Origin of the sequence: Gimesia alba, from assembly GCF_007744675.1 — a bacterium.
Lineage (GTDB): Bacteria > Planctomycetota > Planctomycetia > Planctomycetales > Planctomycetaceae > Gimesia > Gimesia alba.
In genome coordinates, this window is record NZ_CP036269.1 from 6,827,917 (window position 1) to 6,848,182 (window position 20,266).

Sequence of the window (20,266 nt, forward strand, 5' to 3'; positions counted from 1 at the left end):
GTACAACTTTCAATGCAATCATTGAAGCTAATCCGAACAACCCGATATTTGCCCACAGATGCCGGATTGTGGTATCCAATTCCGCCCCCCATCCTGCTGCCACGAGACACAAACTGAGCCAGCCAATTAGGTTTGTCAACGAGTTTCTACCTGAGTCAAACAAAGGATTGCAAAACATCTATTTCCCTTTCGTAAACTTGGTATTGCCTTGTGAATATTCTCACTCTCCTACCTCAGGAGTTAGTTATAAGAATCATAGATTTTTGAATTCAGCAAAGTAATTCACGTTCTATTGAGGCATATGTATTGACGATAAGACCAAGATATTTTCAGTCAAAACATACACCAAATAAAATCATCCCAGAAAATGAAAGATCATCTATCTCCGCAGTAAGCCCGCATTAATGAGTATAAAACACTTTGAGTATAGTACTCGCAAATTCCCTCAAATCAGTGAATGAAAAATCAATTTTGAGACATTTGGACTTTATGATCGAGACCATAGGCCACACTTTAAATGAATCTGAAACCGTTCCCAACATACAGATAGTCATGAGCTATATTCACGAATGAGATAGTCAGTTTAAGATCTGGTTACGAACATATTTCAGATAGGATATTAGCTATGTGTGATTCTCGAATCAAAGAATATGAAACGGTCATTGAGAAAATGTCTGAAGGTTATTTCCCTCGAAAATTATCAGGAGAAATGCCTGTTGATGACTTAGGACGATTGGGTATGGCGCTGTTAGAACTATCAAAAAAACTTGAAAAAAAGTTTGATGAGATGCAAAAACTGAGTGAAGTCACTACTCACATCAATGAGGGATTATTTTTAGATGAAATACTAGACCAATTATATGATTCATTTCGTAATATCATCCCTTATGAGAGAATTGGTCTGGCGATGTTGGAAGAAGGTGAGAGTGTATTGCGAGCTCACTGGGAGCGGTCTGAAGCAAAACAAGTCTATCTCAAAGGAGGATTTAAAGCTCTTATGGCGGGGAGCAGCCTTCAACAAATACTCGAAACGGGAAATCCTCGAATTATAAACAATCTCAAAAAATATCTCCTTGAACATCCTTGTTCGGCATCGACAAAATTGATCGTTAAGGAAGGGATACGTTCCAGTTTAACCTGTCCTTTAGTCGTTCAGGGTAAACCGATCGGATTTATCTTCTTTTCCAGTTTCTTGACAAACGCCTACAGGGAGACACACATCAGCATATTTAAGCAAATAGCAAATCAACTTGCTTCAATCATCGAAAAGGGCAAAGTGTATGAAGAGCTATATCAATTGAATCTCAAATTACAACGAGCAAATGCCCGCCTGGAAGATCTGGCTACATACGATGACCTCACTGGTGTATGTAATCGTAGAATATTTAATGAGATGTTACATAAAGAATGGTTTCGCGCTATCCGTCATTCGACAGTAATTTCGTTGATCATGATCGATGTGGACTATTTTAAAAATTACAACGACTCGTATGGACACGTTGCTGGTGATTTTTGTCTGAATAAAATAGCTGAAACGATCACAAGAATAATAAAGCGACCTGGTGATCTGATCGCTCGCTATGGAGGAGAGGAGTTTGTTGTACTTTTACCAGAAACAGAAATTCGTGCTGCTCAAAGCATTGCCGAGCAAATACGTCTTGGTATTGAAAACCTGGGTATTGAACATAGGGAGTCATTGAACGCCGATGTCGTTACAATCAGTGCTGGATTGACGACGATGAAACCACAAAACGATAACGATCCCCTCCAAATAATTTCGGAAGCAGATGATGCATTATACAAGGCAAAGTACGGTGGACGAAACCGGGTTGTTACTCTCTCCGGAGAATTAATCAGCCTTTAGCAAATGAATTGCCACCTTGCCTGCTGTTCAAACTTTGAAACGATTTTATTTATGGTTTCCCCGATCACTTTGTGATTTTTTCATTCTTAAATAAAAAAAAGAAACTGATTTTGGCGATGTCACAACTTTAAATCAATCTCTAGCACACTGGACTCTCAAAGTAGTTTGCCCAAAGATCACCATCTTACAATGATAATTCCTATATACAAATTGTTGCTCTTGTGGTAACGTCTTCGTAATATGTAAATAAGAACACTCGCGAGATAGGCAGCAACGCTTAAGCTTTGTTCATTTGATCTGGTCTTCTCACGTCTTATTTACTTTTTGCAGGCACACCCAAGTTTTCGCACAGTTTATCCGTTTTATTTTCCAGTGGTTCTCTTCTACCTGCAGGAGGAAGAACGTATGGCAGATCTGGAAACCGTCCTGATTATTGATGATGACTTAAATATTATAAATCTTGTTAGGAAATTTATTCTTAATGAAGGAAAGAGGGCTCTGTTAGCGTCCAGTTCAAATGAAGGTTTGGAATATTTAAAAACTGATTCTGTTGATGTTATGTTCATCGATTTAAAACTTCCCGATGACGATGGTATCAGTCTGCTCCACAAAGCACTCAATCTTTGCCCAAATATCGCGTCAGTGATTATGACGGGATTTGGTACACTCGAATCTGCTATCAATGCGATGCGTTTGGGGGCCTGCGATTACATCACTAAACCATTCAACCAACAGCAAATTATCTATTCTCTGCAGCGTGCCCTCAGTATCTCTCAAGCCAACAAGCAATTGGAACAAAAAAATGCATGTGAAAAAAATGAGCTTCCACTAGAAAATTTCGTTGCTGCTAGCATCTCCATGCAGAAAGTTCTTTCGCTAATAAAGAAAATCTCTCTCTTTGAGGTACCAATTATGTTGGAGGGAGAAGTTGGAGTTGGCAAAAAAACATTAGCAAGGCTCATTCATCAAAAAAGTCAAGATGATAACGAACCATTTTCGCATATCAATTGCTCAACGGCGGTCAGCAGCGAACTGAATCATAAATTTGGTAATGTCGTTTTGAAGACGCTGATACAAAAGCGCTCACTTAAAAACATTCAGAAGGGAACAATCTACCTAGAAGATATTGAGCAGTTGCCAAGTATTGAACAAAAACAGCTGGTAAGAATGATTGAGGATGGATGTATCAGGACCCCCTGGTCGACTCACTCAAACAACTATTCTTTTAGATTAATTGCATCAACTACAGTTGAACTTAAGGAAGAAGTTTCAAAAGGAAACTTTCACAGAAGTCTTTATGATTACTTGAACTTTATGCCAATCAAAGTTCCTCCTCTTCGAGAAAGACGTGATGGAATCAAACCATTAGGAATTCACCTTCTGGAACAGCTTAGTTATGCTTGGAATCGGAATCTGGATGAGTACCGGCATCGAATTAACAATGATGTCTGGGAATCCCTAATCAACTATGATTGGCCCGGTAATGTTCAGGAACTGGCAACGATGCTATCTCGAATTGTATTACTGGGCGAGAGCTCTGTTATCACAAACGAACTAAAGCAACTTCAACATCCAATATCTACTCAGAACAACGATCTAATCTCTGTTCCCCTCAATGGCGATCTGAAATCGATTGAACAGCAAATTATTAAAGAAGTCGTCAAACGCTGTGGTGGAAATAAAGCTGCTGCTGCAAGAACACTCAGAATGCAACGTAAAACACTATATCGAATTCTGGATGATAGAAATAATTTTCGAGGTTCAGATTAGACTTTTAAACTGATAGACTTTCTTTCCCAGTTCAAGAGCTTGATAGTTAGACAACCAACTGGATCAAAGTTGGGGGCGGTCAAAACTTCTAAAGCCATCAAAACAGAGTAAGGCAGTGTGTCGTCCGGGGGCTTTGGGATGGGATTAGATTTCAGAATGTCGGTTCTGTTGCGTTCTGGGACTGGTCTGCTTTTCAAAAACTGATCCAGTTGTTATGAAGGTTCTTAGCGTCCTTTTGACGAGGAGAACTTTTGATGAACAAGCGAAGAAAACGTCACAACCACGAGTAGATTGTCCGCAAACTGCGTGATGTGGATGCGATGCTGAATGCCAGCAAAGATCTGGCATCCGTGCTGCAGGTCCTCGAAGTCAGTGAATCAACTTACCAGCGCTGGCGGAAGCAGTACGGCGGCATGAAATCGGTAGAAGCCAAGCGTCTCAAACAGCTGGAAGACGAGAACAAACGACTGAAAAAACTGGTCGCCGATCTGTCTCTGGACAACAAGATGCTGAAATATATCTCGGAGGGAAACTGGTAAGCCCTTCCCGAAAACGAGCCGCCGTTCAAGCGATCCAGAATGAGTTTCATGTTTCTGAGCGGAGAGCATGTGTTGTTCTGGATCAGCCCCGTTCCACTCAGCGTTACCAGTCGAGCCCTCGTAGTGATGAGCCCTCCCTGGTCAAACGCATGTATGAGCTGGTTCGATCACGGCCCCGATTCGGCTATCGCCGTATCGCCAGTCTGTTGCAGCGAGAAGGCTGGCAGGCCAGTTTCACCCGTGTGTATTGATTATGGCGTCGGGAAGGGCTGAAAGTACCTAAAAAGAAGAGAAAACGTCGCAGGCTCGGTGATTCCCGAAATGGCTGTCACCTGTTGCGGCCAGAGCAGAAAGGTCATGTCTGGTGCTGGGACTTTATATTTGACCGGACCTCATCGGGCAGTTCCCTGAAATGGTTTTCCATTGTCGATGAGTTCACCTGGGAATGTCTGGCTTTGAAGGTAGATCGAAGTATTCGCAGCGAGGATGTGATTGATACTCTGGCCGAACTGTTTTCTTCCAGAGGAGTGCCACAGTGCGTCCGGAGTGACAACTGTCCAGAATTTGTCTCCAAAGCGATTCGGCGTTGGCTGAGTCAACTGGGAATCAATTCGTTGTATATCGAGCCAGGGGCTCCCTGGGAAAACGGTTATTCGGAAAGTTTCAACAGTCGATTTCGCGTTTTCATTTTGTGTCACATCGAACTGCTGATTTGTATTTCATGATTGACTCGACATGGCTGAGATGCTTCCCACCTACATGTGAACGATTGAGTACTCAAAATAGATGGCTTCTTCTGACTATGATTTCATGCTACTTGCAAATGATAAATTATCAAAGATTTATTTTGGATAAAATTGTCCTTAACAATTTCTCAGGGCATTGATACTATGTCGGTATAAATGCCTAGTTGAGTCAATGTTAATACATAGCAAAGACTATAGATCGCGATATATTTTCTTTTTATCTCTCAAAAATTATTCTGCTACCAGGAAATAATAATGACGCCAAATTCATGGAAACAATCCAAAGAATTTATAAACCTAATTTCCGATAAACTTACCGTTTTACTGGAATCATCTGAGTTTGAAACAACTCGATCTCAATTGATGGAACTTATTCAAAGTCTAGACAAACGATATGGAATCACCATCAACTGCATTATAGATGTAATTGACTGGGAAGAGGAACGAATTCTGCCACTGTTGAATACCGGTATATCAACAACTGAAAGTGGAGAAATATTTCGCACCTGGAACGATGCATCACCGCAGAAATATGTCATCGATGGTGAAATACATGTCGTTCCTCAAGACTTCTGTCCAAGCTGCTGGAATGACTGGGGGTTCAAATGGAAAAAACGTACCTGCCCGGAATGTGGGATTAAATTGGGAGAAGAATGTAAGATCCTACTCGATTCTGATGTGTGCCCCCACTGCAAAGATGGAATCATATCAATGAATAAGCCAGTCTGTATTGAGTGCGGATTTAAGATAGACCCCAATTGTGTCGTCTGGGGATAGCAGCGCAATTCAAAAAAATGATCAAGGTGACTCCCGAAATCGTAGGTAAGCAACCAGCGGATTCCTAGAGATTCGTTTTGCAGATACTCTGGGAAGGTGCATTTCGCATCAGTGATGTGATGAATTTCTCATGGGATGACGAGCGAAAGATTCATCCCGTCTGGCCGGACTGTCAGGATCCAGAACCTTTGTCCATAATACCGCTGGTCGAACATGAAATCCATTCTCAAGATTTCCTGGACAATCGGGGAGGAGAACGCTCACGGCGAAGTTTTTGTGCTGGCGGGGAGTTTCGGATCCGCATCATGCAGGCCTTCATTGAAGTAAAGCCGGTATATAATTAACCCGAAGCCTCCCTAATGCATTAGGATGTGCAGACGGCGATAGACGAAGTACGTTTCTGGATGCTCAAACAGACCACTATTTCTGGGGAACTTCAGAGACTTACCTTTATCAGCTTTTATGACAGTCGCAAATATTCTCTTCGCACAGTCTCACAAAATTACGTCTGAGGCAACGAATACTATCCGGCACTCAACGAGTTTAGCGAACAAATTCGAGCCCAAACGGCGAGAGGTGTTTCGGATGACTTTCGCCACTGATCAATCGCGGCTTCATCTTACTGAAATGAATTGACAGTTAAAAGTGGACGCCCTCCAATGATTTCGTTTTCGTCGGTCGTCCTCAGGTTATCTCTTGCGCATGGACATGGTATGGACTCGTGATTCCACATCTTCCACTGAAAGAGAGCCCTTGGTTTTCGATACCAAATGTCGGTTCAAGGGGATTTTACACTCGTTATTTGCAGAAGCTGCAACTCCGCCCTTCAACTAATTTCTCATTTCGAAAACAGTCTACATGCGATTGACCTAATGATTTGCATCTGAAGTCCTCGTTCGCGAATTGCTTTTTGTCAAGAAGTTGATCGGTCCGACAAATAGATCGTGTCATGACGTCACAAAAGAAACACTCTTGTGAGACCTGTTGTCACAATTATCTGTTTTTGATTCATTAAATTGACAGTTTCGCTCTATAGCCTACTCTTTCATATTCACTTATCTGACTAAGCAGTTTCAATAGTGAGAGTACGAATGAAGAAACGCAACGATGATAGAACAGCGGACAGGCGACAGCCTCCAACAATCGCAGAAATTGATCTTTTGGATACGATCCGATTGATACAGTCGCAGTTTACCTCGGATGAGCCACCACTCATGTTTTACGACAAGATGCTTTCGCATCTTATCAAAACGAGTCAAAGCTCATATGGCTTTATCGGAGATATTCTTTACACAGATGCAGGCGACCCGTATTTCAAGATGCGGGCCGTCACCAACATTGCCTGGAACCAGAAATCTCTTGAGTATTTTGTGGAACACTCGCCGAACGGTCTTGATTTCTTCAATCTCAAGAACCTGTTTGGAGCAGTACTCACGACTGGCAAGTATGTACTGACAAACGATACGGCGAATGACGTGCGTAGCGGAGGCCTGCCTCTCGGTCACCCGTTGATCGAGTCGTTTCTAGGAATGCCTCTGTTTCACGATGGCAAACTGATTGGCATGGTTGGCATGGCGAATCGTAGGGGTGGATACGACGAATCGCTGGCGAAGAATCTGGAACCACTGTTTACCACTTTTTCGACGATCATCGCTGCGTACTGGAATGCTCGAAAATATAAGGAGTCAGAGAAGAAGTATCGAGGGCTACTGGAGTGCGCTCCTGATGCATTGGTGATTTGTAACCAGGATGGAAAGATAATCCTGACGAATACGCAGGCGACAAGTATATTCGGTTACTCACAAGAAGAATTGATTGGGGAGCCTGTCGAAGTTCTCATTCCTGAAGACATTCGTGCCATCCACAAGAAAAAACATGTTGGGTATTTCTCGAACCCCAAGGTATGCCCCATGGGAAAATCGGCGGATCTCTACGGGTTACGGAAAGATGGCAGTCAGTTCCCCATTGAGGTCAGCCTGGGGCCTCTGCGGACAGACTCTGGAGTGCTCGTCACCGCATCCATTCGCGATGTTACTGAGCGTAAGCGCGCAGAAGAAGAAATAATACTCTTTCGGACAGCCCTGGATTGTTCGGCCGATGCCGTCTTTCTGATCGACCGGAATAAGATGCGATTCATTGACATGAACGCAACCGCCTGTGCGAGTGTGGGATACTCTCGTGAGGAACTACTCACCATGGGGCCAGGGGACATCAAAACTAATATCACCTGTGATGAGTTGGCGCTTCGGTTCGACAAAGTGATTTCCTCGCAACAGGAGAAAAAGGGGGTAATTGAAACTGTGCACCGCCGCAAAGATGGCTCGGATTTCCCCGTCGAAATCCTTTTCCAGGCCTTGGATTCCTCAACTGATAAACCGATTCTGATTGCGACGGCTCGTGATATCACCGATCGCAAGCGCGCAGAGCGACTGAAGGATGGTCAGAATGAAATAATCCATCAGATTTACTCTGGCAATTCGTTACTCAGCGTGCTCACGCTTCTGTGCCAGATTGTGGAGGAACAAGTTTCTGAGATACGGTGTTCAGTCATGTTGATTGAAGAAGATACTGGACGATTGCAAGTCTGTGCCGCTCCAAACCTTTCAGAGAAGCTGCAACGTGCGCTCAACAATCTTGAGGTTAAACCCTGCGCGGGAACCAATTTTACCTCAACTGACGTTCGAGAAACCGTGGTTATGAATGATCTCACGAGCGACCCACTTTGGGGTGACTTCCATAACCTGGCGTTGGCGGATGGGCTGAGGGCCTACTGGTCTCAACCGATTATTGAGTCAGAGGGCAAGGTGCTGGGAGCTTTTTGCATGCTCTGCGAGGAGCCACGTGGTCCTCTCACCGACGAAGCGACGTTGCTAGAATCGTCGGCACAAATGGCTGGCGTCGCCATTGAACGTAAGCAGTTGGAGCAAAAGCTACGACATGATGCCTTACATGATCCTCTGACAGATCTGCCTAACCGGGCATTGTTCGTCAAGCAACTTGAGTTGGCAATCCAGCGATATAAGAGAAACAACGATTATTCGATTGCAGTTCTGTTTCTTGACTTGGATCGCTTCAAGACCATCAATGACAGCCTGGGGCATCTGACTGGAGACAATCTGCTGGTGCAGACGGCGCAAAGGTTACAGAAAGCGATACGAGAAACAGATATCGTAGCGCGTCTTGGTGGAGACGAGTTTGCCGTGCTGGCTGAGAATTTCACTGATGTCAATGATGTGATTCTTATTGCCGAGCGTATTCATGAAGCTTTGCAGCAACCGTTCAATTTGGAAGGTGAAGAGGTCTTTACGAGCACCAGTATCGGAATTGCCGTGAGTACTGCTGAACACCATAGCGCGGACGATATCCTGCGTGACGCTGACACGGCCATGTATCGAGCCAAGTCGCAAGGGAATTCACGCTTCGAGCTGTTCACCTCCGAGATGACCACCAATTCTAAAATAACCCTGACGTTAGAAAATCAACTGAGACAAGCCCTCAATCGCCAGGAATTTCGGGTATTCTATCAGCCTATTATATCGCTGACGACGATGACGATTGTCGGTTTCGAAGCACTGCTGCGTTGGGAGCATCCAGAGCGTGGGATCATACCACCATCAGAATTCCTCGACGTAGCGGAAAAATGTGGATTGATGATCCCGGTTGGCTGGTGGGTAATGCAGACAGCATGCGGCCAACTGCGTGAATGGCAGAATCAATTCCCTACTGCCACTGCACTGACTCTCAACGTGAATTTCTCACCCAGACAAATTATACAGCCTAACGTTATCGAAAAAACTCTTCGAATTATTGACGAGACCGGCATCAAGGCAGACAATCTGTACTTGGAAATCACGGAACATGCTGCCATTGAAAATACCGCACTAACCTTAGCTGTTTTAACGAAGTTGCATGAGCAAGGGGTTCGCCTGGTAATAGATGATTTCGGAACGGGCTATTCGTCTCTGAGTCACCTCCAGCTGTTTCCCTTTAGCTCTCTGAAGGTTGACCGTTCATTTATCAGCGGTACCGACCAACACAAGCGGAACTCGCACATTGTACACACCACTATTGACCTGGCCCACAATCTGGGGATGACCGTCGTTGCTGAAGGCGTGGAAACAAAAGACCAAATGGCACGACTCATAGCTCTTGGGTGTGATTTTATGCAGGGTTACTTTATTGCGAAGCCTCTGCCACCTGACGACGTACACACATTATTGCTTAACGAATCACAAATTGATCAACATGAATTGATGGCTACTGCAACTCTGTCGAATCTTTGATGCTCTTGGAATGTCTGGAATTCTCGATGAAGTACTTGAAGGCCAAATACGGCGTGGCTCATTAATCTGATGGTGATCCCGAATGTCACGTTTTCTTTATTAATTCACAAACCATCTCGCCGAGCCTTCTAACTGAACTTCGTTTGCGCAAATGCCTTTGACATGAATTCTCTCTGCTAGGGCAGAGTCAATCTTACAATTCGGCACCAGAAAGAAATTAATTATGTTCGGAACTGATGCATACAATTCGGAACGAATATCATTAACAACTCTAATCGGCTGGTTCAGCCTGTGTCTATTAGCGGCAGGTTGGGGGCCGCAACTAGATTCAACTCTCACGCAGCTTTGGACGAACGTCGGTCTGTTCGGCTTAGTTTCGGCAGTCGGGTTGGGAGTTGGGCAGCAGGCGAGAGAAGTAAATCGCCAACGAAAGCAACGAATAATCACGGACCGGCACATCGAACGCTACCTGAATAGGTTCGCAGCTGAAAACGGAGCGATAAAGGACCTCATCAATACAGCGCTACGTAGAATTGCCGAAGACGGAGAGGGCCATCGCAATAGAGAGAGAAAAGGAGTCGAACAACGCGACGAAACGCGACTGCCGTTTTATCACCCGGTCCAAGTGCAGCCTCTAGATGACAGTGGGAGTCTATCAACCGAAAACGGACAAACTACGTTCACTGCCTACATACGGGACATCTCTTCAGGCGGCGTAGGGTTGATCCACGACCAACCGATCCCGTCGGGGCTTGTGATGTTAATGTTCAATCTGCAGAATGCTGAAACAGTTTCGATATTTGCCAAATTGTTATGGCAGCACCATCAGCCGGATGGAAAGCTTTCGAGTGGAGGCAAATTAATTAAAGTGAGAACTCCCGTAAATCTCCGAGAACCGGTGATGGAGGGAGCTGGATATCAAGAATTCATTTTGCACGAGGAGACGCACCATGACGACAATATTGCCTGAGAAAAATAATCTCTAACCCTAATCTAGAATGCGCGTTGCATTCATTACGCCATTGAACGAATTAAGCCTACGAGGTGAAGACGGGGCCCTACTCATGTGCGGGAGATCACAGCTGAGGAATTCTAATCCTCGAATTGTCCAAATTTGATGATGGGTATCCAATCGAATCGGGCTAGAAGCTCTCCGATTGAGAAGGTGATTCTTGGGAAACTCGCCCTCTCTTGTTTTGTCTATCACAAACGCGTATCCCGCAGCTACAACTTGCTCGGAAGACGACTATGTCAGAAAACGTTGTTTTAATTTTACAGGGCCGTAAATGACGAGTTACACAAACAAAACTCACTGAATTCCTCATGCAGTTTGCTTTGAATTCGTTTTCAGTAAATCGAATTCTGTCTCGTCAGACCGAAATGAAGTGCCAACAAAAGAGCGGCGAGGCTGGGTAATTAACCCACAGCCAATGGAATATCAGATCGAAACAGACAGTGAATGGTTCAGACCGACCAACCGGGATCTCGCCAGGCTGGCTGAGCAGTACAGCAATACTGCCATCGGCCGAGCCTGCGTGATAACTCACTCACATTAGTGGGGGGATAAGTGGGGGGAATGCGAAAGGCCTTCGTCGGGGTGACGAAGGCCTTGGGTGTGTAAGTAGTTTTCTCAGCGTGAGATATGAAGTACACCCCGCAGGGTTCGAACCTGCAACCTTCGGTTTCGTAATCGCTTAGGGCTAAAATCACGCTTTGATGACGCTTCACAAAACCCCTATTTTCGTAGGGTTTTAGCTTTCACCATTTTTTGACAATGCTTTGATTTTGGTGCGATTTTTTGCATTTGTGGGGGGATAAGTGGGGGGACTTGAAATGGTCATTTTGAGAATATGAATCGAATATGTTTATAGTCCTTCTTCTACTAGACTTTCTCTCGTCCCCCTGCTCCAAAACAACTCAATCTGGACGAATCATATTGATCCAAAACATTTTTCTTTTGTTGCTTCTCATTAGAACTTACAATTCTAGCAATTGATTTAATCTTCTACAGATTAAAATCCCAGTTAGAAAGGAAGGTCAAGCTACTGCGATAAACTTACTTCACTTTCCAAGTTGCGGTTTTACTGAATAAGGAAAAGCCAGGTGAAAGAATTTATCTTTCCGATAGAAAATGACTGGATGTATGCAAGACATTCTGTGATTTTACCAGACCAGCCAACCGTTTTATGCATTCATGGCTTAGGTGATTCAGGTCTTTCATTCCAAGAATTAGCAACTCAACTTTGCTTGCATGGCATGAATGTAGTTATACCAGATCTCCTTGGTTACGGACGAAGTTCGGCTGCCAAAGATTATAGTTTTGATGCTCATATTGCTCGTCTCTGGAATTTAGTAGATCACCTTGGTTTGCCACAGATCGTATTGGTAGGCCATTCAATGGGAGGTGACATAGCAACTCGCATGTGTAAAGAGCTAACAGAAAGAGTTACCAATTTCATAAACATTGAGGGAAACTTAACCGAGTTTGGAGATTGGCGTGTAAAGCGGACCCACTTTGGCGCGGAAATGGGACCCATCTGGGGTTGGGTTAACCACGTGGGGTAACGTGGTGGTTAGTATGCCAAAATGTGGAAGCGACTCAGGCTTTTTTGCGAGGTGGCTTCTTTTGTTTCATCGACTCTTTGAACCGGTAGCTTTCACCATTCATCTCAAATATTTCACAATGGTGCGTTAATCGATCCAAAAGTGCTGCCGTCATCCGTTCGCCCTGGAAGATTTGGCCCCAGTCGCTGAAGGCGAGATTGCTGGTAATCAGCAGACTTCGTCTTTCATAACGATCAGCAAACACCTGGAACAATAGTTCCGCACCAGCACGGCTGAAAGACAGATAACCCAACTCATCGACGATCAGCAGGTCAAGCTTGTCGAGCCTGTTCAGCAGACGCTCCAGATTGTATTGCTGTTGCGCGGTTTCCAGTTGATTGACGAGTGCTGCAGCGGTGAAGAATTTCGTTCGGATTCCCTCACGGCAGGCGGCCAGGCCGAGTGCAATCGCCAGGTGGGTTTTGCCCGTTCCCGGCTGACCAAGCAGGCAGAGATTGGTATGCTGCCGGACCCATTCACCCCGGGCCAACTCCAACACCTTCTGTTTGTTGACTGATTTTATGGCCGCGAAGTCGTAATCTTCCAGTCCTTTTTCAACCGGGAACTGTGCCTGTTTGATTCGGCTGGTCAGCGCATTCGTGGAGCGGGCCGCCACTTCCAGTTCAGTCAACTGCAGCAGATATTGTTCGAATGTCTGATTTGAGCTGGCCGCTTCCTGGGCCAACTTCTCAAACTCCGCATTCATGGCCGGTAACCTTAACTGCTTGAGATTGCTCTGCAGCAGTAGATTCGGATCGCTTTTCTTCTGTATTGTTTGTGGGGGCACGATGATCTCCTTGTGTTGACGTAGAAAGAAACAAATCAAAATGGTTCAGGCTCGGACAGGGAACCTGTACCGACAAGACCTCCGGACGACTCAATTCTTCTTTGCTCAGAGTCGCCGGAGAGAACTCAGACTGATTACGGGCATACGCGGTACAGCGTTCGACCCGGCGAATGATCCGGTCGGCATCCGCCCCCTCGGGTCCACGCAACTGTTCGATGGTTTTCTGGACGCGCTGGACCGGATGTGCCGACAACAGTTGTAGCACTCGTACATATTGTTTTGCTCCCGCCCGTAAGCCATGCCGGTTCTCCAGCCGTTCACGAAGTTCGTCGAACACCGGCGGTAGCTTCCACTGACGGTAGACGTTGGAGTGATCTAACGCAGCCGGTCGCCGCCCCAAAGCTGCGAGGTAATGCAACGGGTTAAGAATCTGACACCCTTTCTCATAGCCTCTCTGATGGGTCGCCACCACAGTTCCCTTAAAGACAATTTCCACACGGTCAACGTAACCTTTGACGCTCACCGTCTGAAACGCACACTGTCGCGGCACGCTATAATCCACGTTCTCAAACCGGGCGAACTGATACTTGTTGACCTTTACTTCCCGGCGGATGCACGGATCAAAGCGGTGTCTGGGCAACCCGGCGGCGTTTTGTTTGTCCTGTTCGAATCGTGTGCCGATGGTTTCTGTCTTACCACTGCTGAGGCGCTGCTGTTCCTGGAGGCAGCATTGCCGAAGATAGATGTTGAGTTCCTCGAAATCTTCCATCTTGGGAACCGGAGTCGACCACTTCCGCTGCAATGTCTTCACGCGATTCTCAACGACCGGTTTTTCGTTCCCGCTGGCCGGCAGGCAGAACAGTGGTTCAAAGGCATAATGACTTGCCAGGGCCGCATAACACTGGTTGATCTTGCGACTCCGCCCGCTGAGCACCGCGTCGGCCACCGTTTTCGGGTTGTCCCACCAGACTTCTTTGGGAACACGATCAAAATACTCGAACGCCTGCACCATGCCTTCCAGAATCGCTTCGGTGCGTTCTGTCGGCAGAGCGATCACAAAGGGGGCGTTGGAATACGACCAGACCAGAATCAACACTGAAACCTGTCGTCGCCCGTCAGGAAAATCGACATAAATCTTGCCGAAGTCGGCTTCCAGCCGCTGGCCCGGTTGGTGATCAAGCGGAATGAATGTTTCCCGTTTATTGGTTCGGTGCTTCCGCACGAATCGACAAACTGCATCGTAACCGCCGAGGTAGCCGTGCTCGTCCCGCAGTCGCTCAAAGATCCGTTGTGCCGTGTGCCGCTGCTTGGGTGGTTGCGATTCATCATCGGCGAGAATCTGTCGGATGGTCTCATGAAAGGGGCCCAGTCGGGGGGCTGCCTGAGTCTGGCGCTGCGAATATTGTTGCGGTTGCCCTTCACCGTGTAATACTTCGCGGATCTTTCGCCGTGAATGATGAAATGTCCGAGCGATTTCCCGGATGCTCAACCCGTCGCGATGAGCACGCCGTATACGTCCGTAATCGTCCACCGTAAGCATCCTTCACCCCGAAACTGAAGCTCAAAAGCCTCCAGTATCAGGAACTTGCTACGATGGGTCCATTTTACGCGCCAATTGCTTCCCCAAAGTGGGTCCGCTTTACACGCCAATCTCCATGCCTGTACTTCAGTAAAATGAGAAGTGCATCTTTTTACGATTTCTTTGGCAACCAGACCATGAGCCTAAGATGTGGGAGTTGATGTGACCTGCACTCAGGGAGGGCCTGTCACTGAGCACCATATCGTATGATCGTAGACTGTTTTGGTTCGACACACCGACGTGACCTCACCGTTCCGCGAAAGCATCCGGAAAACAGTGACGACTCCGAATGATCCATGACCGGCTTGGAATGGGCCGAAGAGGTTGCGATCATCCTCTGAAAGGGGGATTTCGTCAACGAAAGTCGTTGTTCAGCAAACAATCCGTTAAACCACCCTTTTAACGTTTTCCGGTGCGGCTCGGAATGTTCCGAGAAACGGTGTTCTGAAGTAACCCGGACTGGAAGTATGCCGACAGTTTCAACTGGTCGTTTTGGTGTCGAATCAAACGAAGGTTTCTTTACAATCAACACGTCTCGTCAACTTGAGATTGTCGATGCTCGTTGCTGAGGGAAGCAATGAATTGAATCCGCGATTCGCCAACTGGGCTTCAGCTACAACCATCCACAATTGACATGGCCTCAAAAGGACATGGAACTTATTGACACCAGTTGAAGTACTCAAGTTAGAAATTATGCCAATCACCATCCACAGACACTGTGTGATTGTGCCTCTATGATGAATTCGCACGGTATGGTGTGTTGATGTTAAGAACAAATGAATGTACACTGGCACTTAATGATTAAAATGGCGCTAGTCATTTACGAGATGGAGAGCGACTGTTTCCTCGCTGCCGCTCTCCACTAGGCCAAGTCGTTGGCAATCTTCCCCACGATTGCGTCCGCTTACGTCAATGGATCATTCTTGTAAGCGACGTAGACCCTGATCACCGGGTATGTAAGCATGAACACAAGGGTGGACACTAACAGCAAGTCAACCAAAACGTCAATCAACATCGGACTTCTCCCCACTAGAGAAAATAAATGTGAACCATTGAATGGTTCGCTGCGGAGAGGTTCTTATCAAAGCGGTCAAAGTTAAGGATTCTCACCCATGTGAGGTGGGTGTGATTAATCCTTGATGGATTTCGGAATTATCGAGATTTCAGAGAAATCCTTAGATTTCAGCAGGAAAGTAATGTGTGATTCAGAGAATAAATTCCAATTTTTTGGTCAGATTTTTCGAAAATCTAACAAGTCACGTATAGAAGCGACTGATTGGAATTACGTCGTTGATGGCAAGTCAACAAAAGGCGACAACAAACGGCGAAAATCTGTCCACCTTTCGAGGATCTTGGTGATCCTCTTACAGTGGAAGTGCGTTGAAAACAAGGCACCCGCTGCACTACAGAAGATTGCCAAAAACCTCAACGATGGACTGAAAGGGGACGTCGAACCAAAGTGGCTTAAGTCTATTTTTGGGAGCTTGGATCGATTCAGACGCCTCATTCCCGAGTCGTGCGAGTCGACGATTGGAGAAGTATTCCAGAGCGACAAAATCGATATCAAGATTATTGATGAGAACGCCAACAAACTGTCGGAAGCAGAGTGCTTGAAAGAACTCTGGCGAATGTTGTCCAAATCAGTTAATGACCTGACACCGGATACGCGCGATTACTGTACGTGGATTGCCAGTGCGATCCTGCGACTTACTGACCTTGACGAGGACTCACAGGTTGTGGCAGGAAAATCAGCGTGGCTCTTCAGTATGAAAGAGTTGGAAAATGTTCTTAAGTCAGATATCCTGTCCCTAAAGAGAGTTGCAAGTACGTTATCGGACGAAATCAAAACGTCGAAAGAGACAGGAATCAAGACAGCAACCGTCTATGATTGGAATCTTAAGACCGAACTAATCATTGACTTAACAAAAGAAAACTATCACGATCACACCAAACATCTCGATTTTGAGCTCGACGCTGTGACAATGTCCCTCGAACGAGTTTTGAAGGAGACAGTGTCGATTTACAATAAGCACAAGGAGGACGGAGCGACCACGATAGAGGTTCAAGACCTCAATGAGGCAGCGCATCTGCTTTACGATGCCGAGCGAAAATTAAACCTTGCTGTGAAGGACTTATCGACATGTGTTGAAAAATGCCGGTTGGACTTGATTGGGCTGTTGGGGCGTCGATGACGCGTGATGTGATTTTTTAGAAAAGTGCCAAATTTGGGGCGTCTCCCGATTGCAATCATAGAGCCAACGAAATACGATTTTGCTATCATGATGATGACTAACGTATACTGGATGAGATGGAGTGGCTCGTGTCTCAAATTCGAAAATCGGATGAATTCTTCATCTACTTTTCAGAAATTCAACTCGAACGATCTTCGGCTGTAATCAGTGAGGTTTTCGAGTTGGAGTTTCGCCTTCATAAGAAAGGCCGAGACGTTTTTGTGACTACGTTGTTCGACATACACGAAAAGTTCGTGGACTTATTGAGCGGGATTTTTCTTGAGGAAAAAGTGTGCCACAAACTTCGCACAAATCTCGTGCAGGAACTCACTAAATTAAGAAACGTCATTGATGAAGTGTTGCAGAAACCGCTTCCCCAACACAATCAGAAGAAATGGCGGTACAGAGACGAGTATCCTGATCAATTTAAGAATGCCACGAACTGTCTTCGCAGCCTGCACAGGATTTCCCAGCAGCTACTCACCGCTATTAGGGAACAGCAATCGATAATCGATAAAGGAAAGCTACTATGAATATTGAACAGCTTGAAGCAGGATGGTTCGAGGATGTTCACAATAAAGTACCAGGGCCGGTTCTTGCATCAAAGATTTATGAACTTGGTATTCACTCAAATCATGTTATTGAGGCTGCCCAAGCAAAGGATTGGAACACATACTATAATGCGGTTCTCGATGTCTGTCATAATTCTCAGGGGATTCGTCTCTATGTTGGAAGTCTCTTCAGAATGCATGTTGAAGCGCGTGAGTTTTTTAAAGAATCAATGATGATCACCACCCAGTCGTTCGTGGATGAAGAGTTAATCCCTGAGGAATTTAGGGATGAATACCGGGAGGCAGTTCAGAATATTAAGTTGCGGCTGGAAATGGCATGTTTTGAAAAGTCAAAATTTGCTCTGACGGACTAACTTCTTGACAAGCTGGAACCGTTTTACTGCCACCGTACAGCGACGGGGGCGGTTCGTAGTGAATGGCCTTACCACTAGGGCTCTTTTTTCTGGACCTTCTTGGAGAGCCGTCAACTGACACAGGACGACAGGTAGTTTTGGATTTTTGGCAGAAGGTCAGTTAGTTTTTTGCATAGGCGATTCACATTAGTTTTACGCACAATATCAGGCCTGCTATGGAAAACGCGGGAATTCTTCGAACGAACCGAAATACCACCGTATTACGGAACTGACAATAAGATATTTAAACGAAATGCCTCGGTATGAGTGATTAGAGAAATCTAGCTTCAGATCATCAATTATCTGACTGCTTCCGTAATAATTGGTTCAACTTGAATTTTATGTAGTCGACGAGTTGATCAGTAAGACACCGCTCTGTCTTAGTCATTAACCTTTGATTCGTCTCTAATATTTTGAGAATGCCAGAATAATTTGTTTCACCAAGAAACGGTGCTTTTGGTAAATTCACAAGTCGGTCGCTATGAGGGATTGATACCCGAAATTCATCTAGATCTCGATATTTTTCAACAAGAGCGTTTCGTGATTTCGGTGAGAGTAAGATCAAATTGAAATCCCTGGGCGTAAATTTGAATAGTTTTTCTTCCTGGTACCAACCACATTGATAAAGGCCGATTCGTGCGTTCCGAATTAACTGATCCGCAGGTGATCTAGCCCCCTTAACCGCGTCCACCTGAAATGTGGTAACATTTCGATTTTGGGCCTTGTTTAGGGAGAGTGAGAAATGCCGAGAAAACGATTTACTGTTGAGCAGATTATTCAGAACCTTCGTGAAGCGGAAGTCGAACTGGCTCATGGTAAGACGATTGGCCTGGTCTGCAAACAACTGGGAATCACCGATCAGACTTACTACCGCTGGCGTAAGGAATACGGTGGAATCCGTACCGACCAGGCCAAACGACTCAAAGACCTGGAAAAGGAAAATGCACGCTTAAAGCGGCTGCTGGCAGATGCGGAACTGGATAAGGCAATCTTGAAAGAAGCCGCTTCGGGAAACTTTTGAGCCCGGTCAAGAGACGTCAGGCTGTTAGTTATGTTCGTAATACCCTGGGGCCTGATATCGTTTCAGAACGCCGGGCCTGCCGCGTGTTGGGGCAACCTCGTTCTACTCAGAGAAGGGAGCCTTATATACCTGATGACGAACCTCGACTGGTAAAACGAATGATTGAACTGGCAACACAGTATGGCCGTTATGGTTATCGGACAGTCTGGGGGATACTTTGTCTGGAAGGGTGGAAAGTGAATCACAAACGAATTGAACGACTCTGGAGACGTGAAGGACTGAAAGTGCCTAAGAAACAGCCAAAACGGAGGCGACTGTGGTTGAATGATGGTTCCTGTGTTCGACTGCGTCCTCGTTACAAAGACCATGTGTGGAGCTATGACTTCGTGCAGGACCGGACTTCTGATGGCCGGAGTTTTCGGATGCTGGTGATCATGGATGAATACAGTCGAGAATGTCTGTCGATTGATGTCGCTCGCAGACTCAACAGTGAAGACGTTTTGGAGCGACTTAGCGACCTGTTCATTCTGCGTGGAACCCCGGCTTACATTCGCAGTGACAACGGAGCCGAGTTCACGGCAAAGAAAGTGCGGGAGTGGCTAAAACGTGTCGATGTGAAGACTCTGTTTATTAAGCCGGGAAGTCCGTGGGAGAATGGATATGTGGAATCATTCAATGGAACCTTGCGGGACCAACTGCTGAATGGAGAAATGTTTGATACTTTGCTGGAGGCGAAGGTGTTGATCGAACGATGGAGAAAAGAATACAATACGATCAGGCCGCATAGTTCGCTGGGCTATCAGCCACCGGCCCCGGAAACAATTGCCCCGTATTTGCCAGCTTCCGCTACGCTCCAACTGGCAAATACGGACACTGATAACAACTTAAAATTGTAACATTACAACTGGTACCGTCCGTAGGGGCAGATCAGAAGGGCAATGGCTGGTCGACGAGAATGGAACCTGGCAGACCTTTGATCCGACGAAGCATGACAATCTGGTACAGTACATCAATTCGCAAACCGATCAGAAAGCAAATCGCGAAATGACTCAGTCTAGCACGACCCAAAATGATTGTTATTGCTATCCAACGTCTCAAAGC

General features: G+C 45.8%; 14 protein-coding genes. 12 read left to right on the forward strand and 2 right to left on the reverse strand.

The features are described 5' to 3' along the window. The first annotated feature begins 625 nt into the window (after positions 1-625). The 8 genes from Pan241w_RS25450 to Pan241w_RS25485 all read left to right on the forward strand — a co-directional run bounded on the left by Pan241w_RS25450 (position 626) and on the right by Pan241w_RS25485 (position 12,544). Positions 626-1,864, forward strand: a complete 1,239-nt coding sequence (locus tag Pan241w_RS25450; protein ID WP_145221424.1) for a sensor domain-containing diguanylate cyclase — start codon at positions 626-628, stop codon at positions 1,862-1,864. Between the two features lie 405 nt (positions 1,865-2,269). Further along, positions 2,270-3,634 (forward strand): sigma-54-dependent transcriptional regulator, encoded by a 1,365-nt coding sequence (locus tag Pan241w_RS25455; RefSeq protein ID WP_145221427.1) that lies wholly within the window; start codon positions 2,270-2,272, stop codon positions 3,632-3,634. 311 nt (positions 3,635-3,945) lie between these two features. Continuing rightward, positions 3,946-4,173, forward strand: a complete 228-nt coding sequence (locus tag Pan241w_RS25460; RefSeq protein WP_390620964.1) for a transposase — start codon at positions 3,946-3,948, stop codon at positions 4,171-4,173. A gap of 335 nt (positions 4,174-4,508) precedes the next feature. Beyond that, a complete protein-coding gene (locus Pan241w_RS25465; protein WP_198000151.1) occupies positions 4,509-4,898 on the forward strand; it encodes a DDE-type integrase/transposase/recombinase in 390 nt (129 codons plus the stop codon). 276 nt (positions 4,899-5,174) lie between these two features. Further along, positions 5,175-5,696, forward strand: a complete 522-nt coding sequence (locus Pan241w_RS25470) for a hypothetical protein (RefSeq protein WP_145221436.1) — start codon at positions 5,175-5,177, stop codon at positions 5,694-5,696. Between the two features lie 1,229 nt (positions 5,697-6,925). Next, positions 6,926-9,979, forward strand: coding sequence for a bifunctional diguanylate cyclase/phosphodiesterase (locus Pan241w_RS25475; RefSeq protein WP_232107502.1), 3,054 nt, complete (start codon positions 6,926-6,928; stop codon positions 9,977-9,979). A 223-nt stretch (positions 9,980-10,202) separates the two neighbouring features. Further along, positions 10,203-10,949: a PilZ domain-containing protein gene (locus Pan241w_RS25480; RefSeq protein WP_145221442.1), complete on the forward strand. Its 747-nt coding sequence runs from the start codon at positions 10,203-10,205 to the stop codon at positions 10,947-10,949. Between the two features lie 1,133 nt (positions 10,950-12,082). Next, the gene (locus tag Pan241w_RS25485) at positions 12,083-12,544 is read left to right on the forward strand and encodes an alpha/beta fold hydrolase (protein WP_145221445.1); all 462 of its coding nucleotides are present in this window, start codon (positions 12,083-12,085) and stop codon (positions 12,542-12,544) included. 34 nt (positions 12,545-12,578) lie between these two features. Here the strand turns inward: Pan241w_RS25485 and istB are convergent, their stop codons facing one another. After that, positions 12,579-13,289, reverse strand: a complete 711-nt coding sequence (istB, locus tag Pan241w_RS25490; RefSeq protein WP_145222569.1) for an IS21-like element helper ATPase IstB — start codon at positions 13,287-13,289, stop codon at positions 12,579-12,581. Next, entirely contained in the window at positions 13,273-14,901 is a 1,629-nt protein-coding gene (gene istA / locus Pan241w_RS25495; RefSeq protein ID WP_197999982.1) for an IS21 family transposase, read from the reverse strand. The genes istB and istA overlap by 17 nt, the downstream gene beginning before the upstream one ends. 1,187 nt (positions 14,902-16,088) lie before the next feature. On the opposite strand from istA, the gene Pan241w_RS25500 reads away from it, so the two are divergent. The 4 genes from Pan241w_RS25500 to Pan241w_RS25515 all read left to right on the forward strand — a co-directional run bounded on the left by Pan241w_RS25500 (position 16,089) and on the right by Pan241w_RS25515 (position 20,061). Further along, on the forward strand, positions 16,089-17,141 hold the full coding sequence (locus tag Pan241w_RS25500) for a hypothetical protein (protein WP_145221448.1): 1,053 nt from the start codon (positions 16,089-16,091) through the stop codon (positions 17,139-17,141). Positions 17,142-17,269: 128 nt separating this feature from the next. Then, positions 17,270-17,713, forward strand: coding sequence for a hypothetical protein (locus tag Pan241w_RS25505; RefSeq protein WP_145221451.1), 444 nt, complete (start codon positions 17,270-17,272; stop codon positions 17,711-17,713). Beyond that, positions 17,710-18,105 (forward strand): hypothetical protein, encoded by a 396-nt coding sequence (locus tag Pan241w_RS25510; RefSeq protein ID WP_145221454.1) that lies wholly within the window; start codon positions 17,710-17,712, stop codon positions 18,103-18,105. Before Pan241w_RS25505 ends, Pan241w_RS25510 begins: the two co-directional genes overlap by 4 nt. 781 nt (positions 18,106-18,886) lie before the next feature. Continuing rightward, a protein-coding gene (locus Pan241w_RS25515) for an IS3 family transposase (protein WP_145221457.1) occupies positions 18,887-20,061 on the forward strand; the annotation gives its coding sequence in 2 pieces (ribosomal slippage) (positions 18,887-19,151 and positions 19,151-20,061; 1,176 coding nt in all). Positions 20,062-20,266: the final 205 nt, after the last annotated feature.

Bases quoted from the DNA above. Each gene is read 5' to 3' on its own strand.
- Pan241w_RS25450 (WP_145221424.1), top strand. From the start codon at position 626: ATGTGTGATTCTCGAATCAAAGAATATGAAACGGTCATTGAGAAAATG.
- Pan241w_RS25455 (WP_145221427.1), top strand. From the start codon at position 2,270: ATGGCAGATCTGGAAACCGTCCTGATTATTGATGATGACTTAAATATT.
- Pan241w_RS25470 (WP_145221436.1), top strand. From the start codon at position 5,175: ATGACGCCAAATTCATGGAAACAATCCAAAGAATTTATAAACCTAATT.
- Pan241w_RS25475 (WP_232107502.1), top strand. From the start codon at position 6,926: ATGCTTTCGCATCTTATCAAAACGAGTCAAAGCTCATATGGCTTTATC.
- Pan241w_RS25480 (WP_145221442.1), top strand. From the start codon at position 10,203: ATGTTCGGAACTGATGCATACAATTCGGAACGAATATCATTAACAACT.
- istB (WP_145222569.1), bottom strand. From the start codon at position 13,289: ATGAATGCGGAGTTTGAGAAGTTGGCCCAGGAAGCGGCCAGCTCAAAT.
- Pan241w_RS25500 (WP_145221448.1), top strand. From the start codon at position 16,089: ATGGATTTCGGAATTATCGAGATTTCAGAGAAATCCTTAGATTTCAGC.
- Pan241w_RS25510 (WP_145221454.1), top strand. From the start codon at position 17,710: ATGAATATTGAACAGCTTGAAGCAGGATGGTTCGAGGATGTTCACAAT.